The following is a 25,374-nucleotide window of genomic DNA, read 5'->3' as shown; positions in this document are numbered from 1 at the left end:
GGGTCCCGACCAAGGAGGGATCTGAGGATGTCCCTGGTAACGGCGGCCGCCGCGGCGCTGGCCGCATCGATGACCGTCATCTCACCCGCGGCCGCCGCGCCGAGCGCCACGACCGATCCTTCGCCGAATCCCACGGCGTTCGTCCTGGAGCGGTTCCGGTCCGCCTCGGCGGCCCAGGGCGAGCGGGGTGCGGTGACGTACGACAGGGCGCTCGTGCCCACGACCGCCGTGGCGCTCGTCGCGGAGCTGCGGCTCCCGGGGAAGTGGCACGGCGAGATGCGCGACCGCGACATGCGTGACCAGGAGATGCGGGAGCACGGTGAACGGGGGAAGCACGGCACGCCGCCGCGCGGCACGTTCGTCTTCCTGGCCCTGCGCGGGGTCGAACCGGACCACCACTTCGGGATACACGTCCACACCAGGCCGTGCGGCGCCCAGCCCGACTCGTCCGGCCCGCACTACCAGAACGTGAAGGACCCGAAGCAGCCGTCCACCAACCCCAAGTACGCCAACGCGCGCAATGAGATGTGGCTCGACCTCACCACCGACAGCCGTGGCGACGCCCGCGCCAAGTCCCTGGTGAAGTGGCACTTCAGGGCCGGTGAGGCGCGCTCGGTGGTAATCCACGAGCATGGCACCGCCACGCACATGGGGCGGGCGGGCATGGCCGGGGACCGGGTGGCCTGCATCAACGTGCCGTTCAGATAGCGACGGTGGCTACGCGTAGCTCACCCGCAGCTCCTTGATGCCGTTCAGCCAGGCCGACCGCAGCCGCCGCGGCGCGCCGGTGAGGCGGATGCCGGGGAGGGTGTCCGCGATCGCGTTGAAGATCAGCCGGATCTCCAGTTCGGCGAGGCTCTTGCCGAGGCAGAAGTGCGGTCCGCCGCCGCCGAAGCCGAGGTGGGGGTTGGGGTCGCGGGTGATGTCGAAGACCTCGGGGCGGTCGAAGACCTCGGGGTCGTTGTTGGCGGAGGAGTAGAACACGCCGACGCGTTGGCCCGCCCGGATGGGCTGGCCGCCGAGCGTGGTGTCCTGGGTGGCGGTGCGCTGGAAGGACATCACGGGGGTGGCCCACCGGACGATCTCGTCGGGGGCGGTGGCGGGGCGTTCGCGCTTGAACAGCTCCCACTGCTCGGGGTGGGTGAGGAAGGCGTGCATGCCGTGGCTGATGGCGTTGCGGGTGGTCTCGTTGCCCGCGACGGCCAGCAGCAGGACGAAGAAGCCGAACTCGTCGGAGCCCAGGTTGCCCTGGTCCTCGGCGGCGACCAGGGCGCTGACGATGTCCTTCGCGGGGCACTGCTTGCGGTCGGAGGCCAGGTTCATGGCGTACGAGATCAGCTCCATGGCCGACTCGGCGCCGATCTCCTCGGTGATGGCCAGTTCCGGGTCGTCGTACGCGACCATCTTGTTGGACCAGTCGAAGATCTTGGACCGGTCCTGCTGGGGGATGCCGATCAGCTCGGCGATGGCCTGGAGGGGGAGTTCGCAGGCGATGTCGGTGACGAAGTCACCGGTGCCGCTCTCCTTGGCGCCGGCCACGATGCGTGTCGCGCGGTCGTGGAGGGCGTCCTCCAGGGAGCGGATCGCGCGCGGGGTGAAGCCGCGCTGGACGATCTGGCGGACCCGGGTGTGTTCGGGCGGGTCCATGTTGAGCATGATCAGCTTCTGGACCTCGATCTGGTCGCGCTGGATCTGCTCGTTGAAGCGGATGATCGCGGTGTTGCGGTGCGAGGAGAAGATCTCGGGCCGGGTCGAGACCTCCTTGACGTCGGCGTGCCGGGTGACGGCCCAGTAGCCGTCGTCCTCGAACCCGGCGATGCCGTGCCGCTGGGGGATCCATGACACGGGGGCCGTCTGCCGCAACTGGGCGAACTCGGGGAGTGGCACCCGGTGCTGATGGAGGTCGGGGTCGGTGAAGTCAAAGCCTTCGGGGAGCGCTGGGCAGGACATCGGCCCTCCATATCTGACGGCCTATCAGAAAGTGTCCAGAAGGTAGTAACGGGTTCTATAACTAGCAAGGGCCATGGCGGGCCTTCTTGGGGTGGACGCTCCAAGTCGCCCTGTGCACAACCCTTGCGCCGTCAGGTCGGGCCTCAGCAGACTGAGCGAGGAACTAGAACGCGTACTAGTTCTGGCGCGGGCGCTGCCGGGAGCCCCCGCGGACGCGATGGAGAAGAGGACGAGTCATGGCCGCGGAACCCGTCATCGTCGAAGCCGTACGCACCCCCATCGGAAAGCGTGGAGGCGCGCTGGCCAATCTCCACCCCGCCTATCTCCTGGGGGAAACCTACCGCGAACTCCTCGCCCGCACCGGCATCCAGCCCGACTGTGTCGAGCAGATCGTCGGCGGCACCGTAACCCACGCGGGAGAGCAGTCCATGAACCCCGCGCGCACCGCCTGGCTGGCCATGGGCCTTCCGTACGAAACGGCGGCGACCACCGTGGACTGCCAGTGCGGATCGTCCCAGCAGGCCAACCACATGGTGGCCACCATGGTCGCCACCGGCGTCATCGACATCGGCATCGGCTGCGGCGTCGAGGCCATGTCGCGGGTACCGCTCGGCAGCGGCTCCAAGCACGGGCCGGGCAAGCCGTTCCCCGACGAGTGGAACGTCGACCTCCCCAATCAGTTCGAGGCCGCCGAGCGGATCGCCCGGCGGCGCGGGCTCACCCGCCAAAACGTCGACTCCCTCGGCCTCCTCTCCCAGGAGCGCGCCGCCCGGGCCTGGGCCGAGGAGCGCTTCAAGCGCGAGACCTTCGCGGTGCAGGTGCCCACCACCGAGGACGAGCAGGCGGCCGGGGAGGGCATGTGGCGGGCCGTCGACCGGGACGAGGGGCTGCGCGACACCAGCATGGAGGCGCTCGGCGGGCTCAAGCCCATCATGCCGACCGCCGTGCACACGGCGGGCAACTCCTCCCAGATCTCGGACGGCGCCTGTGCGGTGCTGTGGGCGTCCAAGCGGATGGCCCGCGCGCTGAAGCTGCGCCCCCGCGCCCGGATCGTGGCCCAGGCCCTGGTCGGCACCGATCCGCACTACCACCTGGACGGCCCGGTCGACGCGACCCGGGCGGTGCTGGGGAAGGCCGGGATGACGCTCAAGGACATCGACGTGATCGAGATCAACGAGGCGTTCGCGTCGGTCGTGCTGTCCTGGGCCCAGGTCTTCGAACAGGACCTGGAGAAGGTGAACGTCAACGGCGGCGCCATCGCCCTCGGTCACCCCGTGGGGGCGACGGGAGCGCGGCTGATCACCACGGCGCTGCATGAACTGGAGCGGGCGGACAAGGAGTTCGCCCTGATCACGATGTGCGCGGGCGGGGCGCTGGCGACCGGGACGATCATCCAGCGGCTCTGACGCGCCGCCCCCGGCCCGAGGGCCGGGGGCGCTCCCGCGGTCGTGCGTCCGGGCGGGTGACCCGGTCACTTCGGGTCGCGGTTGAACGTCGAGGTCGACCAGAAGTAGCCGAGCACCGCGAGCCCCAGGCACCAGGCGACCGCGAGCCACCCGTTGCGGCCGATCTCGCTGCCGAGCAGCAGACCGCGCAGGGTCTCGATGGCGGGCGTGAACGGCTGGTACTCGGCGATCGGCCGGAGCCAGCCGGGCAGGGCGTCGACCGGGACGAAGGCGCTGGAGATCAGCGGCAGCAGGATCAGCGGCATCGCGTTGTTGCTGGCGGCCTCGGCGTTCGGGCTGACCAGGCCCATGCCGACCGCGATCCAGGTGAGCGCCAGGGCGAAGAGCACGAGCAGCCCGAACGCCGCGAGCCACTCCAGGACCCCGGCGTCCGTGGACCGGAAGCCGATGGCCACGGCGACGGCGCCCACGAGGACCACGCTCATGACCGACTGCAACACGCTGCCGACGACGTGCCCGACGAGCACCGAACCGCGGTGGATCGCCATCGTGCGGAAGCGGGCGATGATGCCCTCGGTCATGTCGGTGGAGACGGAGACCGCGGTCCCGATCACGGTGCTGCCGATGGTCATCAGCAGCAGGCCCGGAACGATGTACGCGATGTACTCGGTGCGGTCCGGACCGCCGCCGCCGATGCCCGCGCTCATCGTGTCGCCGAAGACGTAGACGAAGAGCAGCAGCAGCATGATCGGGGTGAGCAGCAGGTTCAGGGTGAGGGACGGATAGCGCCGGGCGTGCAGGAGGTTGCGGCGCAGCATCGTGGACGAGTCGCGTACGGCGAGGGAGATCCGGGTCGGGCGGGTGGGAGCCAGGGGTGCTCATCTGACGGCCTCCTTGGGCTGGTTGGGGACGTCGGCCCCGCCGGTGAGGGCGAAGAACACGTCGTCGAGGTCGGGGGTGTGCACGGTGAGGGCGTCGGCGTGCACGTCGGCGGCGTCCAGCCAGTCGAGGATGGAGCGCAGTTCGCGCTGGCTGCCGTCGCTGGGGATCTGGAGGGTGAGCGTCTGGTCGTCGTGCACGGCCTCGTGCAGCGCGCCCGCGGCCCGCTCGTACGCCGCGGGGTCCTCGAAGCGCAGCTGGACGTGTCCGCCGGGGATGAGCCGCTTCAGCTCCGCGGCGCTCCCTTCGGCGGCGATCTTGCCGTCGTTGAGCACGGCGATGCGGTCGGCCAACTCGTCGGCCTCGTCCAGGTACTGCGTGGTGAGGAAGACGGTGACGCCGTCGGAGACGAGCGCGCGGATGATCTGCCACATGTTGTGGCGGCTGCGGGGGTCGAGGCCGGTGGTGGGTTCGTCGAGGAAGATGATCCGCGGGTTGCCGACCAGGGTCATGGCGATGTCGAGGCGGCGCTTCATGCCGCCGGAGTAGGTGGCGGCCGGTTTCTTCGCGGCCTCGACCAGGTCGAAGCGCTCCAGCAGTTCGGCGGCGGTGCGTCGCCCCTCGCGCTTGGGCAGGTGGTGCAGGTCCGCCATGAGGAGCATGTTCTCCTCGCCGGTGATCAGCCCGTCGACGGCGGAGAACTGTCCGGTGACACCGATCGCGGCACGGACCGCCTGCGGGTCGGAGGCGATGTCGTGGCCCGCGACCCGGGCCTGGCCGCCGTCGGCGGTGATGAGGGTGGAGAGGATCTTGACGGCGGTGGTCTTCCCGGCGCCGTTCGGGCCGAGCAGGGAGAAGATCGTCCCTTCCGGGACGGCCAGGTCGACGCCGTCGAGGACGACCTTGTCGCCGTAGGACTTGCGCAGCTCGTTCGCCGCGATGGCCAGGTGGGTCATGTCCGGTGCTCCTCAGAGGCTGCGGGCGACGATGTCGCCGTAGGAGGTACTCGCGTGGATGTTCAGTCCGGCGTCGGCGCCTTCGGTGTTCTTGAGCGCGTTGCGAATCCGGCCGTAGGTGGTGCCGGCGTCCAGGGAGGCGGACACTCCGGGGGCGGCGCCGACCGACACGTCGCCGGACTGGGTGCGCAGCACGACCGTGCCGTGCACGGCCTCGGCGATCTGGATGTCGCCCTTCGCGGTGCTGATCTCCGCGGGGCCGCCCAGGCGGCCGATGGAGACGTCACCGGCGGAGGTGGTGAGGCGGACGCTCGCGGCCTCGTCGAGCTTGACGGAGCCGTGCGAGCCCTCGAAGGCGACGTCGCCGAGGCGTCCGACGCCGCGGAGTTCGGCGCTGGCCGCCTTCGCGTCGACCCGGGAACCGGCGGGCAGTTGGACGGTCACCTCGATGGAACCGGAGGGGCCGAAGTACTGGTTCTTCGCCGAGGCTTCGATCCGCAGGACGCCGTCGCCGTATTCGACGGTGGTCTGCTCCGCCATCTTCACGTCGCGGCCCTTCGAGCTGTCCGCGGGCAGGACCTCGACCGTGGTGTCGGTCCGGTCGGCGGCGATGAACCGGACGTGTCCGGCGGGGATGTCGAGGACGGTCGAGATGGCGGTGGGGGTGTCGAAGGTGTGCATCGTGCTCTCCTCTGCTCGTTGTTTCTGATGCCGGAAACGCTACGTTGCGTTTACTAATTCATCAACAGTCTTGTTGCGTCGCGTAGGCATTCATGCAGGTTAAAGCTAGAGAATCGGTGCAATGACGATGAAGGCTAATGCAACAACGATCATCTGTTCGTTGCAATGTTTTGAGGGTGAACGCTATGCTGGCGGCCTCGGGGAGCACGAGAGGAGATCGCGATGCCGGGAGGCAGGCTCACCCAGCAGGAACGTCAGCAGATCGCGCTGGGGCTGGCCGACGGCCTCGCCTACGCGGAGATCGCCAGACGTCTCGACCGCCCCACCTCGACCATCACGCGTGAGGTGATGCGGAACGGGGGCCCCACCGCCTACCGCGCCGACCTGGCCCACCGTGCCACCGAGCGCCGCGCCCAGCGGCGCAGGCAGGCCGCGCCCCGGGGGGCGCAGGTGCCCCCGCAGACCGACGGGCGCGACGCCGAGGCCGTGCGCGAGTACGAGGAGTTGTTCACCACCGCCCTCATGCAATCGGGCCTGCCCAAGATGATGGCCCGGGTGATGGTCTGCCTCTACACCGCCGACACGGGCAGCCTCACCGCGTCCGAACTCGTCCAGCGCCTCCAGGTCAGCCCGGCGACCATCTCCAAGACGATCGCGTTCCTGGAGGGTCAGACCCTCGTCCGCCGGGAGCGCGACGAACGCCGCCGCGAGCGGTACTTCGTCGACGACGACCTCTGGTACCAGTCGATGCTGTCCAGCGCCCGGGCCAACGCCCAGCTCGCCGAGACCGCACGGCAGGGCATCGGCGTCCTCGGTCGCGACAGCCCGGCCGCCGCCCGTCTGGAGAACGTCGCCCGCTTCCTCGACTTCGTCGGCGAGAGCATCACCCGCGCCGCGCAGCAGGCCCGCGACGTCCTCTACGCGGAAGCCGACACGACCGATCGGCGACGCTTCAAGTGATACTCAACTGGTATGCGAGGTTTGGCACATGAAAAGCCGTTAAGAAAAGCTAACCTCTGGGATGTCATCGGATTGGCCGCTTGAGGTGATTTATGCGTCATCACCTGTCATGTGGCTGGAGTCGAAGGGAAGCGACGACATGTCAGCTCGCCGAATGCTCACCGGTACGTTCCTGGGGCTGGGAGCCCTGCTCATGGTTTCGACCGCGGTCGCCCCGGCGGCCGGTGCCGCGCCCGTCCCCGTGACCACCCTCAACTGCGATGGTGATACCTATAAGTGCACGGCCGGGCTGCGGTTCGGTGACGGGAGGTGGTCCGCGGACTGGGGTGTGAACGTGTTCCACCAGAGCGCGGTCCGGAAGGCGTCCGCCCCGTCGGTGAAGGCGCCGGTCCCGGTGACGACCCTCAACTGTGACGGTGACACCTACAAGTGCACGGCCGGGCTGCGGTTCGGCGATGGCAGGTGGGTCGCGCAGTGGGACGCGAGGATCTTCCACCAGGCGGCGACGTCCGCCAAGGCGGTCAAGGCGGAGAAAGCCGTGAAGGCGCCACGGGGCGAGGCCGCGCCCGTACCGGTGACGGCCCTGAACTGTGACGGCGACACCGGGCTGTGCACCGCCAACCTCCAGTTCGGCGACGGCAGGTGGGCCGCCCAGTGGGGTGCCAGGATCTTCCACCAGTAAGCGGGCAGTGACGAGCGGGCCCGGTGCGTACCGCGCACCGGGCCCGCTTCGTCGTCTGTGGTCAGGTGCGCTCGAACGCCACCGGCGCCTCGAACGCCGCCCGGCGCGTGGCACGCCGCAGCGCCCTCAGGATCGGCCCGCCGAGGGTGAGGGTCAGCACCACCGTCACCACCGCGCGCGGCAGGTCCCAGCCGAGCGAGGTCGCCAGGCAGTACGCGACGAAGCGGGCCAGGTTGGCGCCGACCGGATCGCCCGGCACATAGCTGATCCCCGAGGACATCCCCTGCATCAGCGTCCAGCCCTGGAGGTTCATCGCCGTCCCGTACGCCACGGACGCGACCGCCCCGTACCCCGCGAGCAGCGCCACCTCGCGGCGGCCGCGCAGCCGCCCGGCGCCGGGCAGCAGCCCCGCGCCCAGCGCGACCCACCCCATCGCCAGCATCTGGTACGGCATCCAGGGCCCGACGCCGCCCGTGAGCAGCGCGGAGGCGAACATCGTCACCGCGCCCAGCACGAAGCCGAAACCGGGGCCGAGCACCCGCCCCGAGAGCACCATCAGGAAGAACATCGGCTCGATGCCCGCCGTGCCCGCGCCCAGCGGCCGCAGCGCCGCGCCCGCCGCCGCCAGCACCCCGATCATCGCGATGGCCTTCGCGTCCAGACCGGTGTCGGCGATCGTCGCCACGACCACCGCCAGCAGCAGCGGCAGCAGCGCGGCGAACAGCCAGGGCGCGTCGGCGGCGTGGGCGGCGACTCCGGAGTGGGCGGGTGCGAGGAGCGGCCAGGTGAACGCAGCGACGCCGATCGCGGAGACGAGGGCGAGGGCGACGACCGAGCGCGGCCCGAGCCGGACGGCCCGTATCCGGGACGAGGACCCGCGGTTCCCGGTCATCGCGCCCGCTCCAGCGCCTCGCGCACCTGCGGCACGGTCAGCCACGGCAGCGGCGCGAGGATCTTCGCGACCTGCGGGGCGAAGGCGGGGGAGGACATCACGACCTCCGCCGTCGGCCCGTCCGCGACCACCTCGCCGTCGGCCAGGATGACGACCCGGTGGGCGAGTTCGGCCGCCAGCTCCACGTCGTGGGTGGCCAGCACGATGGCATGGCCGTCCGCCGCCAGCCCGCGCAGCACCGTCGTCAGCCGTGCCTTCGCCGCGTAGTCCAGCCCGCGCGTCGGCTCGTCCAGCAGCAGGAGCGGCGGGCGGGCGGTGAGGATGACGGACAGCGCGAGGGCGAGCCGCTGCCCCTCGGACAGATCGCGCGGATGGGTGTCGTCCGCCACCTCGGGCAGCAGGTCCGTGACCAGCCTCCGGCAGGTGCCGGGTGCCGCCCCCGCGTCCTCGTCGGCGGCCGCGCACTCGGCCGCCACCGTGTCCGCGTACAGCAGATCGCGCGGCTCCTGCGGTACGAGGCCCACGTGGCGCAGGAGTTCGGCGGGGCGGGTGCGGTGCGGCGCGCTCCCGCCCGGACCGATACCGACCGTCCCGGCGGCCGGTTCGTGCATCCCGACGAGGGCGGCGAGGAGGGTCGACTTCCCGGCCCCGTTGCGGCCCATCAGCGCCACCGTCTCACCGGGCCGCACCGACAGGCTGACGCCGCGCAGCGCCTCGACGCGCCCGTGCCGTACGGACAGCCGCTCGACCTGCCCGGCGGGTGAGCCGTCGGGCGCTTCGTGCGGTGCGGGTGGTGCGAGTGGAGCCAGCCGCTCCCGCAGCGAACCCGCCTTGCGGCGTGCGTCCCGTACGGACAGGGGGACGGGGGCCGTCCACCCCGCGAGGCCGCCCAGCGCCACGACCGGCGGCTGCACGGGCGAGACCGGCATGATCTCGGCCGGTTCGCCGACGACGGGCGCCGCGCCCTGGGCGGGCAGCAGGATCACCTGGTCCGCGTACTGCACCACCCGCTCCAGCCGGTGTTCGGCCATCAGCACGGTCGTGCCCAGGTCGTGCACCAGCCGCTGCAACACGGCCAGCACCTCTTCCGCGGCGGCGGGGTCGAGCGCCGAGGTGGGCTCGTCCAGGACCAGCACCCGGGGGTGGGTGGTGAGCACCGACCCGATCGCGACCCGCTGCCGCTGCCCGCCGGAGAGCGTCGCGATGGGCCGGTCGCGCAGCTCGGCGAGGCCGAGGAGGTCGAGGGTCTCCTCGACGCGGCGGCGCATCGTGTCGGGCGGCAGGCCCAGCGACTCCATCCCGTAGGCGAGTTCGTCCTCGACGGTGTCGGTGACGAAATGGGCGAGGGGGTCCTGGCCCACGGTGCCGACGACATCGGCCAGTTCGCGGGGCTTGTGGGTACGGGTGTCCCGCCCCGCGACCGTGACCCGGCCGCGCAGGGTGCCCCCGCTGAAGTGCGGCACCAGCCCGGAGACGGCGCCCAGAAGTGTCGACTTGCCGACTCCGGAGGGGCCGACGAGCAGCGCCAGCTCGCCCTCCGGAACGGTGAGTTCCACCCCGTGGAGGGCGGGCCGGGCGGCGCCGTCGTAAGTGACGGACACCTGCTCGAAGCGGATCACTGCGTGACCTCCTCGGGGTTGCGGTCTCGTGCCGGGGCCGGGGCGGCGAACGCCGGGAGCAGGCCCAGCAGGACGCCCGCCGCCGGCCACAGCGGCAAGTCCGGTGCGGTGAGCGGAACGGCGGGCGGGTTCAGGGACTCCGGTGCGTACGAGGCGGCCCAGATCATCAGCGCCGCGACCGCCACCCCCGACCCCGACACCAGCCAGGCCCGCACGCCCCAGCGGTCCGGCCGGTAGCGGCTGCGGACCGACCGGCGCCCGCCCAGCCACAGCCCGCCCAGCGCGGCGGCGAGCCCGGCCAGCAGCAGCGGCAGCGCGTACGCCGCGCCCTGCGCCGCGAGCAGACCGTACGTACCGCAAGCGACGCCGAGCAGCCCGCCCAGGGTCAGCGCGGCCGTCGTACGGCGCACGGCGGGCGGGACCTGCGCGGTGCGGCCGTAACCGCGCGCGTCCATCGCCGCCGCGAGCGCCACCGACCGTTCCAACGCGCCCTCCAGCACCGGAAGCCCCACCTGGAGCAGCGCCTTCACCCCGCGGTCGGGGCGGCCGCGGAGCCTGCGCGCCGCGCGCAGCCGCTGGACGTCCGCCACCAGATGCGGTGCGAAGGTCATCGCCACGACCACCGCCACGCCCGCCTCGTACAGCGCGCCCGGCAGCGACTTGAGCAGCCGCGCCGGGCTGGCCAGCGCGTTCGCCGCGCCGACGCAGACCAGTAGCGTGGCCAGCTTCAGCCCCTCGTACAGCGCGAACACCAGCCCCTCGGCCGTGACCCGCCCCCCGATCCGCACCCCCTGCGCCCAGTCGGGCAGCGGCACTTCGGGCAGCGTGAACAGCACCCGGGTGCTGGGGATCGGCGAGCCGAAGAACAGCGCGAAGAGCAGCCGGATCACCAGCACGACCAGCCCGAGCTTCAGGAACGCGGCGTACGAGCGCGCCCACGGCGCGTCCGTGCGGCGCACGGCCACGACATAGCCCGCGACCGCGACGATCAGCCCGAGCAGGAGGGGATTGGTGGTGCGGGACGCGGCCGTGCCCAGCCCCAGCGCCCACAGCCACCACGCCCCGGCGTGCAGCGCGTCCCCACGGCGCGGGGCGGGAGTACGGCGCGGGCGCGGCCGGTTGGGGGCGGCGGTGCCGCGTCCCCGACCGACGGCGCGACCGATCGCGCGGGTGGCTCCCGCCGCCCCCGCCGCGTTCACGTCCGGCGGCGGCGTGTCTGCCACGCCGCCGCGGCGCCGAGGGCGACCACCACGGCCACGCCGCCGATCAGCCCGGCCGACGGGCCGCCGTCGCTCGCGTCATCGCCGTCCTTCCGCGCGGTGACCGCCTCACCACATCCCGACTTGGGGTAGCCCGCGATGGCGCAGAGCAGCGCGGAGGAGTTGTAGCGCAGCGGCTTCGCGACCGCCGCCAGCGCCTCCCCGGCCGTCGCGTCCTCGCCCACCCGCGCGCACGCGGTACGGGACGTGGGCGGCGTACGGCCGTCCGGCGCGTCCTGCGCGGTGCCGAAGTCGAGGACGACCGCGATCCGCTTCGTGCCGCCCTTGGCGGGCGTACCGTCCGCGTCGCAGACCGCGTCGAAGCGGGCCGCGCCGCGCGGCTCGGCGGCGTCCCGGGAGTCCTCGCTGACGGCGAAGCGGAAGCCGATCATGTCGCCGTCGTCGGGCCGGGCCGCGGAGGGGCCCTGCGCCGCGTACGTCCAGCCGCCGCCGTCGCCGCCCCGCTGCCAGAACGACCAGTAGCGGTACCCGTCGGCCTGCGCGGGCGCGGCACCGGCGAGCAGGGCCACGAGCGGCAGCACGAGGGCGAGCGACAGCCGGATCACCGAACGGCCGATCATCAAAGCTGCTGCCTCTTACGGCCGCTGAGCAGGAAACCGATGCCCATGCCCGCGACCGCGCAGCTGCCGACGATCCACCAGACGCTGCCCGACCCGCCGTCGTCGTCCTTCGCGCTCTTCTTCGAGGCCTGCGACTCCACGGGCTTCGGCCCGGTGGCGTTGAGCTGCTGTACGAGGTCGACGTCGCCGAAGTGCCGCGGGTCCCCACCGGCCGCGTGCGCCGCGAGCACCAGCTTGGCGAGCGCGCCCGGGTCGCCCTTCGCCCAGGCCGCCGCGCCGCTGTCCTTGCCCTGGAGCCACTGCAACGGCCTGGCCGCGGCCGCGCTGTGCTCACCCGCGGCCAGCGCCATGATCGCGTCGGCGGTGGCGCCGAAGTCGGGCTGGGCCTTGGCGGCGCCGGGCGTCGTGGACTTCAGGTGCATGCCGTTGTCGGACATGGTGGTGGAGAGGTAGGCGAGCGCGGCCTCGGAGGCGTCCTCCGGCGCACGGTCCGCGCCGCCGCCCTTCCCCTCGCACGCCAGCGGCTCGGGCTTCTTGCCGTCGTCCTTCCCCACCGGGTCGAAGGCGAAGCCCGAGCCCCGGGTGGCCAGCGCCGCGCTCACGGTGGCCAGATCGTTGGCGGCGGGCTTGCCCTTCCCGGAGGTGTACGCGAACGCCCCCCGCTGCCCCGCCTTCGCCGAACAGTCCAGCTGGAGCCCGAGCAGCGCGTCGTACGGCGTCTTGCCGCTCGCCGCGGACGCGACCTCCACCGGATCCATTCCGGCCGCGGCGAAGGCGCCGACCGCGACCGACGTGGAGTTGGCGTCGCTGGTGCCGCCGGGGTTCATGCCCCAGCCGCCGTCCTCGTTCTGGCTCCGCTTGAGCCAGCCGATGCCCTTCTCCACCGCCGACGAGCGGCCGCCCACCGCGGCCAGCGCCTGTATGGCGGCCCCGGTCGCGTCCGTGAACTCGCCCTTCTTCGGGTCGCACGCCTTCCCGGTGTCCGCCCGGTACGCGGCGAAGCCGCCGTCCGCGCACTGCTGCCCGGCGAGCCAGTCGACGGCCGACGCGGCCGGTTTCACCCCCACCGCGTCCTGGGCGAGCAGCGCGAGCGACTGCCGCCACACCCCGTCGAACTTGGGGTCCTTCGTGCCGTACAGCCCCTCCGGACGCTTGCCGTCATCGGCGGACGCGGCGGGAGCTGCGGTCGCGCACATGGCGGCGGAGATGGCCAGAGCCGCGACGCTGCGGCGTACGTTCATGGCTGGGGTGCCTCTCGATCAGGGGCGTAACGCAGCCGCGCACGGCCGCCCACCCGCGCGCGGACCACTCCGTCGCGCCGATGGCACCGGGCTCAGCTCCGCATCCCACGACGGTGCCGCCGCCGGACACCCGGACGGCGGGAGCCTCCTGCGTCGCGCCCGCCCAGGTGCTCCGGCTCACACGGCCCGGCGGGGCGCGTGCTCACGGTTGCGGGTCAGCGCCGGACTTCCACCGACTTCCCCTGATCGAACGCGGATGAAGTTCTCCCGCCCACTTTAACCGGACGCATCAACCCCCTGCGTGGCCGGATGCCCTCTGTTCATGGGGGAGTGAACGCCAATACGCTGTGCGACCTTCGCGTGCTGGGGGGCTCATGAACGGTCTCCGTACGGTCCTTGTCTGCCTTGTGATCGCGTGTGCCACGTTGGTGTCGCCATTGGTGTCGCCGGCCGCGGCCGTGACGCCGAGCTGGTCGGCGCTACCGGTGTCGACGGCGGCCCCGCCGGTGACCGTGTCCGATCTCGCCGCCCGCGGGCCGGGCGAGGCGTGGGCGACCGGGTACGAGCACGCCGCCGATGGACCGCGGCCGATGTTGTTCCGGTGGGACGGCACGGCGTGGAGCCGCGACACCACCTTCCCCGGCGCCGGTGAGCCGGGCTCGCTCGGCAAGGTGCGGTTCGTCGGCAAGGAGGTGTGGATCTTCCACCACCGCGCGGGCGCGGGGGAGATCCTGCGCCGGTCGGCGGGAGGGTGGAGTGCCGTCCCGCTGCCGCAGACCCTGCGGTCCTACCAGGACTTCACCGCCGTACCGGGTGCCGCGTGGGTGGTCGGTGAGGACGACACCGGGCTGAAGGTGTTGCACTACGACGGTTCCGGCTGGACCGCACAGCCCACCCCGGACGGTGTGCTGTACCTGATGGGGATCACCGCGCGTACCGCCGACGACGTCTGGGCCTGGGCGGACACCAGCACCGGGACCACCGTCCTGCGCTGGGACGGCACGGTGTGGCGGGACGCGAAGGTGTCGCTGCCGCCGAACAGCAACGTGCACACGATCATGCTCGAACCGTCCGGCCGGGTCACGATCGGCGGCGGCCAGTACACCGACGGCGTGGCCCGCACCTACCTGATGGCCTGGAACGGACACGCCTGGCGCACCACCTACCCACCGCTGGGCGACGCCTCCACCGAGGCCATGGTGCGCGGCCCGGACGGCGCGCTGTGGCTGCCGATGCGCAGCGACCGCGCGTTCCAGTCGAAGTACGCACGGGTGGACGGCTCCCGTACCACCTTCTCCTACGGCCCGGAGCGCACCAACGCGATCGACGTCAAACCACGTGCACTCGCGAAGGCCGGATTCTCACTGCTGTCCTTCGGGACCGTCGAGATCTACGGCTCGAAACCGAACCTGATGAGCGAACGGCTGGGAGGCTGACCATGGCACGCCGACTTGTCGTCGCGGCTCTCGCCGTCGCCCTGACCCTCGTGACCCTCATGAGCTCGGCCGCGGCGGACACCCTGTCCTGGCAACACGTTCCGGTCCCGGCACAGGCGCGCCCACAGGCCGGGCTGAACGAGGCCGTGGCGCTCGGGCCGGACCGGGCGTGGGCGGTGGGCGCCGACGCGGTCGGCCGCGAGGCGCCGGGCTTCCCGCTGGTGCTGCGCTGGGACGGAACCGCGTGGCAGCGCCAGAGTCTGCCCGGGATCGGCTGGCAGGGAGAGCTGCTGTCCATCGCCGCGACCTCACCGACCGCGGTCTGGGCGGTCGGCCGCGACGCGGCGGGCGGCGCCCGCCTGCTCCGCTTCGACGGCAGCGCCTGGAACGAGAGTCGGCCGCCGAGCGGTGTCGTGCTGACCAAGGTCGTCGCCGGTGGTGGTGAGACCTGGCTGATCGGTTCGCGGGACGGCGCGCAGGTATTGCTGCGCTGGGACGGGAGCGGCTGGCGGGACGTGCCGGTGCCGCCGGGAATCGTGTACGGCCTGCACATCCTGGCGGCCGACGACGTCTGGGCCGCGGGCGCCACCAACTCGGGTGCGGCCGTGTCGCACTGGAACGGGCAGGCGTGGCAGCAGACGATCGTGCACGGGTTCCCGCGGGCGGCCGTGGGGAGTGTGCTGGCGGTCTCGCCGACGGAGGTGTGGGCGGGTGGCACGTCAGGGTTCGTCGGCGGCCCGGCGGGCAAGCCGATCCCGCCCCTGCTGGTCCGCTGGGACGGGCAGGCGTGGAATCGGGTGACCGTGCCCGCCGACTTCGGCGGGATCACCTCACTGGCGCCCAACGCGTCCGGCGGGCTGGCCTGGGTCTCGGTGGCCCGCTCGCAGAAGTGGGGCCCGCCGGGCAGCTCTCCACCGCTCGTCCCCGGGCCGGATTTCCTTGCCTGGAACGGACAGTCGTTCACCGAGTACAGCGAACCGGCGGTGGCCGGGGAGGGCGACTCCCGGACGCTGGGGCTGGCGCCGGTGCCGGGCACGGCGACGGTGTGGTCGGTCGGCCGCGCCGACGGTCCCGAGGGCACCTTCGCCCCGCGTGTCCTGCGGTTCGGCTGAGACGACGAACGGGGCTCGGTGCGGCCCCTGCGATCAGTCGGTGAGGTCCACGCGCACGGTCAGCAGGTCGGTGCCGAGGGCGCGGACCGCGGTGCTGTTGTAGCGGGGGAGGGCCTTGAGGCGGGTGCGGGCGTCGCCCTCGGGGAGGGGGTGGGCGGTGCCGGTGTGCCAGGTGCCGTTGATGCGGACCCGGACCCTGGGGTCGGCCCGGATGTTCCGTACGTACTGCGACCGGTCGCCGAACTCCGAGACGAACCAGAACGCGTTGCCGACGCGGCGTCCGCCGACGGGGGTGCGCCGGGGCAGCCCGGAGGTCCGGCCGGTGGTTTCCAGGAGGGTCTGGAACGGGAGCCGGGACAGGATCGGGTTGCCGATGCGTCGTTGGAAGGACGTGACGACGCGGTGCTTGAGTTCGTGGTGGCGGGACATGCCGTGTGCGCTCCCTTTCGGTGGTGGGGCCATGGTGCACGGGAGTGGCCGACAGGCCCAAGGGCACGCGCCGGTCGGGGGACGGCGGGGGAAAAGGGGGTGCCGGGGGCCGGGGGTTTTGCTTGGGTGGCGGCATGGACGAATGGGGACTTCTGGAACGTTCCGGTGGGCCGGTGACGCGGGGGCGGCTGGCGGGGGATCTGCGGGCGCTGGGGGTGGGGGAGGGGATGCCGTCATGTTCCACACCGAGTTGTCCGCCCTCGGGTATGTGGCCGGCGGCCCGCAGACCGTGATCGGGGCGCTGCTGGACGTCGTGGGGGAGCGCGGCACGCTCATGGCCTACTGCGGGTGGAACGACGCCCTGCCGTACCACTTCGCCACGTGGCCCGCGGAGTGGCAGGAGGCCGTGCGCGCGGAGCACCCCGCGTACGATCCGGCGCTCGGCGAGGCGGATCACGCCAACGGCCGGTTGCCGGAGGCGTTGCGGCACTGGCCGGGGGCGGTGCGCAGCAGCCATCCGGACGTGAGCTTCGCCGCGGTCGGGGCGAGGGCCGAGTGGCTGGTGGCCGATCATCCGTGGGACCACCCGCACGGGCCCGGCAGCCCGCTGGCCCGGCTGGTCGAGGCGGGCGGCAGGGTGCTGCTGCTGGGGGCGCCGCTGGACGCGCTGACGATCCTGCACCACGCCGAGGCGGTGGCGGACGCGCCCGGCAAGCGGTTCGTCACGTACGAGCAGCCGGTGCTGGTGGACGGGCGGCGGGTGTGGCGGCGCTTCCGTGACATCGACACGGAGGACGAGGCGTACGACTACTCCTCCGTCGTCCCCGAGGGCACCTGGCCGTTCACGGTGATCGCGCGGGACGCGCTGGCCGCGGGCATCGGCACCCGGGGCCGGGTCGGGGCCGCCGAGTGTCATCTGTTCGGGGCGGCGGAGCTGGTGCGCTTCGGGGTGGGGTGGATCGAGCGGGAGCTGGGGCGGTGAGCCGGGGTCAGCGGGCCCGGTAGGCGACGGGGTCGGTGCCGGGGACGGGTTCGGCCCGGCCCAGGTCGACCAGGCGGCGGAGGTGGGCTTCGGCCTCCGACACGGCGATGTTGCGGGAGCCGTAGGGGATGTCGGGCCAGGGGCGGTTCCACTCCATGCGCTCGGCGAGCTGCCAGGGGGTGAGCGGGGTGGTGAGCAGGGCGCGGAGGTTCGCGAGGCGGGTCTCGTGGTGGTCGAGGAGGGCGCGGACGCGGACGGGGGCGTCGGTGAAGGCGTACTGGTGGGCGGGGAGGACTTCGGCCGGGTCGAGGGCGGCGACGCGCGTCAGGGAGTCGAGGTAGTCGCCGAGCGGGTCGGTGCGGGTGGCGTCGGCCGGGTCCTCGTACAGGCCGATGTGCGGGCTGATCTCGGGGAGGAGGTGGTCGCCGGAGAAGAGCCGGCCGTGGCCGCGGAGGGCCGCGGGGTGGGCCTCTTCGAGGTGGAGGCAGACGTGGCCGGGGGTGTGGCCGGGTGTCCAGATGGCGCGGAGCCGACGGCCGGGGAGGTCGAGGAGTTCGCCGGGGGCGATCTCGCGGTCGGGGAGGGCGGCGCGTTGGCCCGGGAGGCTCGGGCGCCCCGCGGCGCGGGCGGCGCGCAGCGGGGCGAGATGCTCCTCCGGGGCACCGGCCGCGGCCAGCTTTTCGGCGAGGTAGTCGAGCCAGAGCGTGGGTTCGGCCTCGCGGGTGCGGCGTACGACGTGGGCGTCGGCGCCGTGCATCGCGATCCACGCGCCCGAGGCCTCCCGCACCTGGCCGGAGAGCCCGTGGTGGTCGGGGTGGTGGTGGGTGACGAGGACGCCGTGGATCTCGGAGACGTCGGTGCCGCAGGCGGTGAGCCCGGCGGTGAGGGTGTCCCATGCGGTCGGGTCGTCCCAGCCGGTGTCGATGAGGACCGGTCCGCGGTCGGTGTCGAGGAGGTGGACGAGGGTGTGGCCGAGCGGGTTGTCCGGGATGGGGACGGGGATGCTCCACACCCCGCCGCCGTGGTCGGTGATGTCCGTCGCCTCTGGCACGGGGTTCCCCCTTCTCGCGAGTGCGGCCGGGCCGCGGCAGCGCATGCATTGCCCACTATAACTAGAACTGGTATCAGTTCTGATGCAGCGTCAGATTCGCGGTCAGATTCCTGAGTGCGCGGACGGTCTTCGGCAGGAGGCATCAGCGATGGGCGACCTCATCGAGCACGGGCAGCTCTTCATCGGCGGGGCGCTGGTCGATCCGGCCGGGGCGGAGACCATCGAGGTCGTCTCGCCGCATACGGAACAGGTCATCGGGCGGGTGCCGCACGCCTCACGGGCCGATGTGGACCGGGCGGTGGCGGCGGCGCGGCGGGCGTTCGACGAGGGGGAGTGGCCGCGTACGCCGCTGGAGGAACGGATCGCCGTCGTCACGCGGATCAAGGACGCGATCGCCGTACGGCACGAGGAGATCGCGAAGGTCATCAGCGCGCAGAACGGCTCGCCGTACTCCTGGAGCGTCCTCGCCCAGGCGCTCGGCGCGATGATGGTGTGGGACGCGGCGATCACGGTGGCGCGCGGCTTCACGTACGAGGAGCGGCGGGCCGGGGTGCTCGGGCCGCTGCTGGTGCGGCGGGAGCCGGTCGGGGTGGTGGCGGCCGTCGTGCCGTGGAACGTGCCGCAGTTCGTGGCGGGCGCCAAGCTGGCCCCGGCGCTGCTGGCGGGGTGTTCGGTGATCCTCAAGCCGTCGCCTGAGACACCGCTGGACGCGTATCTGCTGGCGGAGATCGCGACCGAGGCGGGGCTGCCGGAGGGCGTGCTGTCGATCCTTCCGGCGGACCGGGAGGTCAGCGAGTACCTGGTCGGGCACCCGGGGGTCGACAAGGTGTCGTTCACCGGCTCGGTACCGGCGGGCAAGCGCGTGATGGAGGTGGCCTCCCGCCAACTGACCCGGGTGACCCTGGAGTTGGGCGGCAAGTCGGCCGCGGTGATCCTGCCGGACGCGGACCTGGAGGCGGCGGTCGCGGGCATCGTGCCCAACGCGTGGATGAACAACGGCCAGGCGTGCGTCGCCCAGACCCGCATCCTCGCCCCGCGCAGCCACTACGACGAGCTGGCCGAACGCTTCGCGGCCGCCGCCTCGGCCCTGGTGGTCGGCGATCCGCTGGACCCGGCGACCCAGGTCGGCCCGCTGGTGGCGCAGCGGCAGCAGCGGCGCTCGCTGGACTACATCGCGCTCGGGCAGCGCGAGGGCGCCAAGGTGCTGACGGGCGGCGGCCGCCCCGCGGCCCAGGACACGGGGTGGTACGTGGAGCCGACGCTGTTCGGGGACGTGGCCAATACGATGCGCATCGCCCGGGAGGAGATCTTCGGCCCGGTCATCTGCCTGCTGCCGTACGGGGACGAGGAGGAGGCGGCCCGGATCGCCGACGACTCCGACTACGGGCTGTCCGGCAGCGTCTGGACGGCGGACGTGGCACACGGCATCGACTTCGCGCGGCGCATCCGCACCGGCACGTACTCCGTGAACACCTTCAGCCTGGACATGCTCGGTCCGTTCGGCGGCTACAAGAACTCCGGCCTGGGGCGGGAGTTCGGCCCGGAGGGGCTGTCGGCCTACCTGGAGCACAAGATGATCCACCTGCCGCAGGGGTGGGACGGGGAGCAGGGCTGATGGGGGACCGCTGGCGGATCGAGGTCGACCGCGGCGTCTGCGTCGGCTCGGGATTCTGCGTGAGCAGCGCCCCCGGCGGATTCCGGCTGGACACGGCGCGTCAGTCGCATCCGGTGGAGCCGGAAGCGGACGTGTCCGAGGCGGTGCTCGTGGCGGCCGAGGGATGTCCGGTGGAGGCCATCGCGATCCGGCTGCTCGAAAGCGGTGAACAGGTCTTTCCGCCCGACGAGTAGGTGTCGCTCCCCCTCCGGGGAGGGGGAGCGAGGGGGCTGCGGGCGTTCGAGCGAGGCTCAAGTGGGGGCGCCTACGGTGGGGGTGAGGGAGTGGGGGCAGGCCGTCTCGCCGAGTGCGGGCTCCGCTCCATCGGTAGACGGCGATCCCTCACACGGCGTAGGACTTCCCCGGCCATCGTCCGCGCAGACCTCCACCATCCGCGCGACGACGATCAGACCCAGCCCTCACACCGGGAGATGCGGATGGCGTCCACCCGGTTGCGCGCCCCGGTCTTACGGGTGATCGCGGCCAGGTAGTTGCGTATCGTCCCGTTGGACAGGTGCAGGGTCCGGGCGATCTCCGCGATGGAGGCGCCGTCGGCCGCCAGCGACAGGACGCCCAACTCGCGCTCGGTCAGCGGGATCTCGGCCGCCTTGAGGAACCCGTAGCCCAGCGAGTCGTCGATGAACCGCTCCTGCTTCGCCACATGCCGGATGCCGTCCAGCAGCCGCTGGGGCGGGGCGTTCTTGTCGATGTACCCGAGGGCCCGGGCCTTGTGCGCGCGGCGCAGCTGTCCGGGGCGCCCGGCGTTGGCGAGCACGAGCAGGCCGGACTCGGGGCCGTTCTCCGCCGCCGGGGCCTCGGCCATGAGCTTGCCCAACTCGCCCTTGCGGGCGGCCTTGTCGGAGCCGGGGCAGTCCGTGTCGACCACGCAGACGTGTGGCTGTAAGGAGCGGGCTCTGCTACGCGCGTCACGCCATGCGGCGCAAGCCACCTCGAACTCAGGTTCGGCTTGTATCAGTGCGGCCAACGCGGACCGCAGCAGGTATGAATCATGTACCAGAAGAACCCGAATCACGGAGTTCTTCACCCCCTGTAGACGTTGTTCCGTAGCACGCCGTCGTCGCTCTGTCGCGCGCCGTTCATGAATACCGGGATTGCCCAGGGCGTGAACGCGAAATTTAAGCCAAAGGGGGGCGCGCAGGCGCACATCTTGCTGCCTCCGCGCGCCCTTGAGATACATCGTGCGCTGTGTGCGCCCCCATTGCGCCCATCGTGCGCCGGGCGCGTGCGCCCAGTGGCTGCCCCGGTGAGTGCGGGCAGCGGGCGCAGGCGGGAGGGATGGTGAGGGGCGGTCAGATGTGCTCGGTCGGTGCCGTCAGATCGATCAGTCGGCAGACCGTCTCGATGTCGATTTTGACCTGGGCGATCGAGGCCCGCCCCGACAGCCAGGTGATCAACGCCGAGTGCCAGGTGTGCTCGATGACCCGCACGGCGGACAGCTGCTCGGCCGTCGGCGGGCCCTCCAGGCCCATCGCGTCGAGGATGATCGCGGTGGTGAGCCGGGAGACCATGTCCACCTCGGGGCTCACTGAGCGGTCGGCGAAGGTGAGGGCCCGTACCATCGCGTCCGCCAGGTGGGGTTCGCGCTGGAGCGCGCGGAAGGCGCGCATCAGGGTCTGGGCGACCCGGGTGGCCGGGTCCTCCTCGGTCGGCGGGCGCTTGCGCAGTGTCTCGTGCATGTGCTGCAACTGGTCCTGCATGGTGGCGACCAGCAGGTGGACCTTGGACGGAAAGTAGCGGTAGAGGGTGCCGAGCGCCACGCTGGAGTGCTCGGCCACCTCGCGCATCTGGACCGCGTCGAAGCCGCCGCGGCTGGCCAGCCGGGCGCTGGCGTGCAGGATGCGCCGACGGCGCGCCTCCTGCCGCTCGGTCAGCTGCAAGGAGGCCGGCTTGACTTCTGCGGTCATTTGTCTCACTTCGGGTGCATAGTGTCTGCGCTGCGGTTGACAAACGGACACCGTGCATGATGGCAGGGTCGGCCTAGGGGCGCGAGTCAGTGAAACTCGTTCTAGGGTCGCGTGTCGCTTGAGCCCGCCGTCCGCCGTCTGTGCAGTTGAGGCAGGTGGTCACCCGGTGGTGCGTCACGCGCCGATCGCCGGTCGGTGAATGGGCGTTTGCCGGGCTCGCGTGGATATGGCCGCACCTCGGCCGGGGCTGTCGCGCGCAAGGGGCTACCGAGTGGTAGGAATCACCCGTCCCGGCGCCGGGGGCGACGGGTTCGCCAGGTATCTTCGAGACTTCGCGGGGGATCCGTTAGTGAAACTTGTTCTAGATAATCGTGAGCGGCTACGCTCCCGCTGAAGTGCATCAAGGAGGGGGCGCGAGTGACCGCAGAGGCCGCGCAGGAGACCGGAGTCGACCCGCTTCGGACGGCGCCCCCCACCGCCGCCGCGGAGGACCGGGCCCAGGGCGGCGACCGGCCGTTGCGCATCGCGCTGCTGAGCTACAAGGGGAACCCGTTCTGCGGAGGCCAGGGCGTCTACGTACGCCATCTCTCCCGCGAACTCGCCCGGCTCGGCCACACCGTCGAGGTGATCGGCGCCCAGCCGTACCCGGTCCTCGACGCCGAGGACGGCGTCACCCTCACCCGGCTGCCCAGCCTCGACCTCTACCGCCAGCCCGATCCGTTCCGCACGCCCAGGATCGAGGAGTACCGGGACTGGGTCGACGCGCTGGAGGTCGCCACCATGTGGACCGGCGGCTTCCCCGAACCGCTCACCTTCAGCCTGCGCGCCCGCCGCCATCTGGCCGCCCGGCGCGGTGCGTTCGACGTCGTCCACGACAACCAGACCCTCGGCTACGGGCTGCTGGGCATGGAGCGCACCGGCTTCCCGCTGGTGACCACCATCCACCACCCGATCACCGTGGACCGCCAGTTGGAGCTGGACGCCGCCGACGGCTGGAAGCGCCGCCTCTCCGTGCAGCGCTGGTACGGCTTCACGCGCATGCAGAAGCGGGTGGCCCGGCGGCTGCCCTCGGTGCTCACCGTCTCCGGCTCCTCGCGCCGGGAGATCGTCCAGCACCTCGGCGTCCGGCCGGGGCGCGTGCACGTCGTCCACATCGGCGCGGACACCGAACTGTTCGCGCCCGACCCCGCCGTGCCGGTGATCCCCGGGCGGATCGTGACCACCTCCAGCGCCGACGTACCGCTCAAGGGGCTGGTCCACCTGGTCGAGGCGCTCGCAAAGGTCCGTGCCGACAACCCGGCCGCCCACCTCGTGGTCGTCGGCAAGCGCCCCGAGGAGGGGCCGGTGGCCGCCGCCATGGCCCGCTACGGGCTCCAGGGCGCCGTCGAGTTCGTCAAGGGCATCAGCGACCCCGAGCTGGTCGACCTCATCCGCGGCGCCCAGATCGCCTGCGTGCCCTCGCTGTACGAGGGGTTCTCGCTGCCCGCCGCCGAGGCCATGGCCACCGGCACCCCGCTGGTCGCCACCACCGGCGGCGCGATACCCGAGGTGGCGGGCACGGACGGCGAGACCTGCCTCGCCGTGCCGCCCGGTGACGCGGGCGCGCTCGCCAGCGCCCTGAACCGGCTGCTCGCCGACGCCGCCTTGCGCAGGCGCCTCGGCGCCGCCGGACGGGAGCGGGTGCTGCGCCGCTTCACCTGGGAGCAGGCCGCCCGCGGCACCGTCGAGCACTACCGCGCGGCGATCGGCGCACAGGCCCGCGCCGCCCGGACCCGCGCCGTGCGCTGAGCGCCCCCACCTGGCTTCGACCCGACCCACGACCCCGCCGGACGAAAGCAGATCCCCGTGCTGACCGTCGATTTCTCCCGCTTCCCGCTCGCCGCAGGCGATCGCGTCCTCGATCTGGGCTGTGGCGCCGGACGCCATGCCTTCGAGTGCTACCGGCGCGGTGCGCGGGTCGTCGCGCTCGACCGCAACGGCGATGAGATACGCGAGGTCGCGAAGTGGTTCGCCGCCATGAAGGAGGCCGGTGAGGCGCCGGCCGGGGCCACCGCCACCGCCATGGAGGGCGACGCGCTGGCCCTGCCGTTCCCGGACGACAGCTTCGACGTCGTCATCATCTCCGAGGTGATGGAGCACATACCCGACGACAAGGGCGTGCTCGCCGAGATGGTGCGGGTGCTGCGCCCCGGCGGCCGGATCGCCGTCACCGTGCCGCGCTACGGGCCCGAGAAGGTGTGCTGGGCGCTGTCCGACGCGTACCACGAGGTGGAGGGCGGCCACATCCGCATCTACCGCGGCGACGAACTCCTGGAGCGGATGCGCGAGGCCGGACTGCGGCCGTACGGCACCCACCACGCGCACGGACTGCACAGCCCGTACTGGTGGCTGAAGTGCGCCTTCGGAGTGGACAACGACAAGGCGCTGCCGGTGCGCGCGTACCACAAGCTGCTGGTCTGGGACATCATGAAGAAGCCGCTGGCCACGCGGCTCGCCGAACAGGCGCTGAACCCGCTGATCGGCAAGAGCTTCGTGGCGTACGCGACCAAGCCCCACGCGCCGAGCGAGGACCAGGCGTGACGGCGCGCGGCCCGCGCCCCGGCCCCCGTACCGAACGGCTGACGCTGCCCGGCGTCCTCACCGCCGACGAGGCGCTGCGCACCGTCGGGGGCATCGCCGCCGTCCAGCGCGCGGACGGCGCCATCCCGTGGTTCCGCGGCCACCACCTCGACCCGTGGGACCACGTCGAGGCGGCCATGGCGCTGGACGCCGCGGGCGAGCACGAGCGCGCCGAGGCCGCGTACCGCTGGCTCGCCGCCCACCAGAACCCCGACGGCTCCTGGTACGCCGCCTACCCCGACACCCCGGCCGGGGTGGCCGCCGACGCCCCCACCGACCGCGGCCGCGAGACCAACTTCTGCGCGTACGTGGCCGTCGGCGTCTGGCACCACTACCTGGCCACCGGCGACGACACGTTCCTCGACCGGATGTGGCCGACCGTCGTCGCCGCCGTCGAATTCGTCCTGGGGCTCCAGCAGAGCGGCGGCCAGATCGGCTGGCGGCGCAAGGCCGACGGCACCGTCGACCCGGACGCCCTGCTCACCGGCTCCTCCTCCATCTACCAGGCCCTGCGCTGCGCGCTCGCCATCGCCGAACACCGCGAGGACCCGCAGCCGGACTGGGAGCTGTCGGCGGGGCTGCTCGGGCACGCGATACGCCACCACCCCGAGCGCTTCCTGGACAAGAACCGGTACTCGATGGACTGGTACTACCCGGTCCTCGCCGGTGCCCTCACCGGCCCCGCCGCCACCGCCCGCATCGAGGCGGGCTGGGACCGCTTCGTCGTCCCGGGCCTGGGCATCCGCTGCGTCTCGCCCAATCCCTGGGTCACCGGTGGCGAGAGCTGCGAACTCGCCCTGGCGCTGTGGGTGATGGGCGAGTCCGACCGCGCGGTGGAGATCCTGCGCTGGATCCAGCGGCGGCTGCGCGCGGACGACGGGATGTACTGGACGGGGTACGTCTACGAGGACGACGCCATCTGGCCCGAGGAGCGCACCACCTGGACCGCGGGCTCCCTGCTGCTGGCCGTGGCCGCGCTGGGCGGGGACGAGGCGACCACGGCCGTCTTCGGCGGTGAGCACCTGCCGCGGGGGCTGGACTCGGACTGCTGCGGCTAGGC

At 72.3% G+C, this 25,374-nt stretch carries 24 protein-coding genes, 1 pseudogene and 1 riboswitch; of the genes and pseudogenes, 12 read left to right on the top strand and 13 right to left on the bottom strand.

Features of this window, described 5'->3' with window-relative positions; all coding sequences use genetic code 11:
• Positions 1-27 precede the first annotated feature (27 nt).
• On the top strand, positions 28-708 hold the full coding sequence (locus HYQ63_RS13035) for a superoxide dismutase family protein (protein WP_257231816.1): 681 nt from the start codon (positions 28-30) through the stop codon (positions 706-708).
• A gap of 9 nt (positions 709-717) precedes the next feature.
• Here the strand turns inward: HYQ63_RS13035 and HYQ63_RS13030 are convergent, their stop codons facing one another.
• Positions 718-1,950: a cytochrome P450 gene (locus HYQ63_RS13030; RefSeq protein WP_179933971.1), complete on the bottom strand. Its 1,233-nt coding sequence runs from the start codon at positions 1,948-1,950 to the stop codon at positions 718-720.
• Between the two features lie 236 nt (positions 1,951-2,186).
• Between HYQ63_RS13030 and HYQ63_RS13025 the strand changes: the two genes are divergently transcribed.
• On the top strand, positions 2,187-3,356 hold the full coding sequence (locus HYQ63_RS13025; RefSeq protein WP_179933970.1) for a steroid 3-ketoacyl-CoA thiolase: 1,170 nt from the start codon (positions 2,187-2,189) through the stop codon (positions 3,354-3,356).
• Positions 3,357-3,421: 65 nt separating this feature from the next.
• Here HYQ63_RS13025 and HYQ63_RS13020 read toward each other — a convergent pair whose 3' ends face one another.
• From HYQ63_RS13020 to HYQ63_RS13010, 3 genes are read right to left on the bottom strand one after another with little or no spacing between them, the layout of a single operon-like run.
• Complete coding sequence (locus HYQ63_RS13020; protein ID WP_179933969.1) at positions 3,422-4,174, bottom strand: ABC transporter permease; 753 nt, start codon at positions 4,172-4,174, stop codon at positions 3,422-3,424.
• A gap of 60 nt (positions 4,175-4,234) precedes the next feature.
• A complete protein-coding gene (locus HYQ63_RS13015) occupies positions 4,235-5,191 on the bottom strand; it encodes an ATP-binding cassette domain-containing protein (RefSeq protein WP_179933968.1) in 957 nt (318 codons plus the stop codon).
• Between the two features lie 12 nt (positions 5,192-5,203).
• Positions 5,204-5,872 carry a DUF4097 family beta strand repeat-containing protein gene (locus HYQ63_RS13010; RefSeq protein WP_179933967.1) on the bottom strand — a complete coding sequence of 223 codons (669 nt, stop codon included), beginning with the start codon at positions 5,870-5,872 and terminating at the stop codon, positions 5,204-5,206.
• Between the two features lie 222 nt (positions 5,873-6,094).
• On the opposite strand from HYQ63_RS13010, the gene HYQ63_RS13005 reads away from it, so the two are divergent.
• Both HYQ63_RS13005 and HYQ63_RS13000 read left to right on the top strand, forming a co-directional pair.
• Entirely contained in the window at positions 6,095-6,832 is a 738-nt protein-coding gene (locus HYQ63_RS13005; RefSeq protein ID WP_179933966.1) for a helix-turn-helix domain-containing protein, read from the top strand.
• 139 nt (positions 6,833-6,971) lie between these two features.
• Positions 6,972-7,514 carry a hypothetical protein gene (locus tag HYQ63_RS13000; RefSeq protein ID WP_179933965.1) on the top strand — a complete coding sequence of 181 codons (543 nt, stop codon included), beginning with the start codon at positions 6,972-6,974 and terminating at the stop codon, positions 7,512-7,514.
• A 61-nt stretch (positions 7,515-7,575) separates the two neighbouring features.
• Here the strand turns inward: HYQ63_RS13000 and HYQ63_RS12995 are convergent, their stop codons facing one another.
• The 5 genes from HYQ63_RS12995 to HYQ63_RS12975 form a co-directional block, all read right to left on the bottom strand.
• Positions 7,576-8,406 (bottom strand): ECF transporter S component, encoded by an 831-nt coding sequence (locus HYQ63_RS12995; RefSeq protein WP_179933964.1) that lies wholly within the window; start codon positions 8,404-8,406, stop codon positions 7,576-7,578.
• A complete protein-coding gene (locus HYQ63_RS12990; protein ID WP_179933963.1) occupies positions 8,403-10,025 on the bottom strand; it encodes an ABC transporter ATP-binding protein in 1,623 nt (540 codons plus the stop codon). The genes HYQ63_RS12995 and HYQ63_RS12990 overlap by 4 nt, the downstream gene beginning before the upstream one ends.
• The gene (locus HYQ63_RS12985) at positions 10,022-11,098 is read right to left on the bottom strand and encodes an energy-coupling factor transporter transmembrane component T (protein ID WP_179940034.1); all 1,077 of its coding nucleotides are present in this window, start codon (positions 11,096-11,098) and stop codon (positions 10,022-10,024) included. The genes HYQ63_RS12990 and HYQ63_RS12985 overlap by 4 nt, the downstream gene beginning before the upstream one ends.
• 122 nt (positions 11,099-11,220) lie before the next feature.
• Entirely contained in the window at positions 11,221-11,865 is a 645-nt protein-coding gene (locus tag HYQ63_RS12980) for an SCO2322 family protein (protein WP_179933962.1), read from the bottom strand.
• Positions 11,865-13,106, bottom strand: coding sequence for a prenyltransferase/squalene oxidase repeat-containing protein (locus HYQ63_RS12975; protein WP_179933961.1), 1,242 nt, complete (start codon positions 13,104-13,106; stop codon positions 11,865-11,867). The genes HYQ63_RS12980 and HYQ63_RS12975 overlap by 1 nt, the downstream gene beginning before the upstream one ends.
• Before the next feature lie 165 nt (positions 13,107-13,271).
• Positions 13,272-13,350: riboswitch (cobalamin riboswitch) on the bottom strand.
• A 130-nt stretch (positions 13,351-13,480) separates the two neighbouring features.
• Between HYQ63_RS12975 and HYQ63_RS12970 the strand changes: the two genes are divergently transcribed.
• Both HYQ63_RS12970 and HYQ63_RS12965 read left to right on the top strand, forming a co-directional pair.
• On the top strand, positions 13,481-14,542 hold the full coding sequence (locus HYQ63_RS12970) for a hypothetical protein (RefSeq protein ID WP_179933960.1): 1,062 nt from the start codon (positions 13,481-13,483) through the stop codon (positions 14,540-14,542).
• A 2-nt stretch (positions 14,543-14,544) separates the two neighbouring features.
• Positions 14,545-15,654 (top strand): hypothetical protein, encoded by a 1,110-nt coding sequence (locus tag HYQ63_RS12965; RefSeq protein WP_179933959.1) that lies wholly within the window; start codon positions 14,545-14,547, stop codon positions 15,652-15,654.
• A 33-nt stretch (positions 15,655-15,687) separates the two neighbouring features.
• Here the strand turns inward: HYQ63_RS12965 and HYQ63_RS12960 are convergent, their stop codons facing one another.
• Positions 15,688-16,083: a nitroreductase/quinone reductase family protein gene (locus HYQ63_RS12960; protein ID WP_179933958.1), complete on the bottom strand. Its 396-nt coding sequence runs from the start codon at positions 16,081-16,083 to the stop codon at positions 15,688-15,690.
• Between the two features lie 134 nt (positions 16,084-16,217).
• On the opposite strand from HYQ63_RS12960, the pseudogene aac(3) reads away from it, so the two are divergent.
• A pseudogene (gene aac(3) / locus HYQ63_RS12955) lies at positions 16,218-17,065 on the top strand (aminoglycoside 3-N-acetyltransferase).
• 7 nt (positions 17,066-17,072) lie between these two features.
• On the opposite strand, the gene HYQ63_RS12950 reads toward aac(3), so the two are convergent.
• Positions 17,073-18,161: an MBL fold metallo-hydrolase gene (locus tag HYQ63_RS12950; RefSeq protein ID WP_373689071.1), complete on the bottom strand. Its 1,089-nt coding sequence runs from the start codon at positions 18,159-18,161 to the stop codon at positions 17,073-17,075.
• A 103-nt stretch (positions 18,162-18,264) separates the two neighbouring features.
• Here HYQ63_RS12950 and HYQ63_RS12945 point away from each other — a divergent pair, with 103 nt between their 5' ends.
• On the top strand, positions 18,265-19,731 hold the full coding sequence (locus tag HYQ63_RS12945; protein WP_179933956.1) for an aldehyde dehydrogenase: 1,467 nt from the start codon (positions 18,265-18,267) through the stop codon (positions 19,729-19,731).
• Entirely contained in the window at positions 19,731-19,964 is a 234-nt protein-coding gene (locus tag HYQ63_RS12940; RefSeq protein WP_179933955.1) for a ferredoxin, read from the top strand. The genes HYQ63_RS12945 and HYQ63_RS12940 overlap by 1 nt, the downstream gene beginning before the upstream one ends.
• Positions 19,965-20,176: 212 nt before the next feature.
• Here HYQ63_RS12940 and HYQ63_RS12935 read toward each other — a convergent pair whose 3' ends face one another.
• Together HYQ63_RS12935 and HYQ63_RS12930 are read right to left on the bottom strand one after the other, a co-directional pair.
• The gene (locus tag HYQ63_RS12935) at positions 20,177-20,803 is read right to left on the bottom strand and encodes a response regulator transcription factor (protein WP_179933954.1); all 627 of its coding nucleotides are present in this window, start codon (positions 20,801-20,803) and stop codon (positions 20,177-20,179) included.
• A 277-nt stretch (positions 20,804-21,080) separates the two neighbouring features.
• Positions 21,081-21,695 (bottom strand): TetR family transcriptional regulator, encoded by a 615-nt coding sequence (locus HYQ63_RS12930; protein WP_179933953.1) that lies wholly within the window; start codon positions 21,693-21,695, stop codon positions 21,081-21,083.
• A 417-nt stretch (positions 21,696-22,112) separates the two neighbouring features.
• Between HYQ63_RS12930 and HYQ63_RS12925 the strand changes: the two genes are divergently transcribed.
• From HYQ63_RS12925 to HYQ63_RS12915, 3 genes are read left to right on the top strand one after another with little or no spacing between them, the layout of a single operon-like run.
• Positions 22,113-23,483 carry a glycosyltransferase family 4 protein gene (locus tag HYQ63_RS12925; protein WP_179933952.1) on the top strand — a complete coding sequence of 457 codons (1,371 nt, stop codon included), beginning with the start codon at positions 22,113-22,115 and terminating at the stop codon, positions 23,481-23,483.
• A gap of 57 nt (positions 23,484-23,540) precedes the next feature.
• A complete protein-coding gene (locus tag HYQ63_RS12920; protein ID WP_179933951.1) occupies positions 23,541-24,275 on the top strand; it encodes a class I SAM-dependent methyltransferase in 735 nt (244 codons plus the stop codon).
• Positions 24,272-25,372: a prenyltransferase gene (locus HYQ63_RS12915; protein ID WP_179933950.1), complete on the top strand. Its 1,101-nt coding sequence runs from the start codon at positions 24,272-24,274 to the stop codon at positions 25,370-25,372. Before HYQ63_RS12920 ends, HYQ63_RS12915 begins: the two co-directional genes overlap by 4 nt.
• The last annotated feature ends 2 nt before the right edge of the window (positions 25,373-25,374 follow it).

This window comes from Streptomyces sp. Rer75, assembly GCF_013414305.1.
Taxonomy (GTDB): domain Bacteria; phylum Actinomycetota; class Actinomycetes; order Streptomycetales; family Streptomycetaceae; genus Streptomyces; species Streptomyces himastatinicus.
The sequence above is the reverse complement of the archived record's forward strand: the minus strand, read 5'-3'. Positions and strand labels throughout refer to the sequence as shown.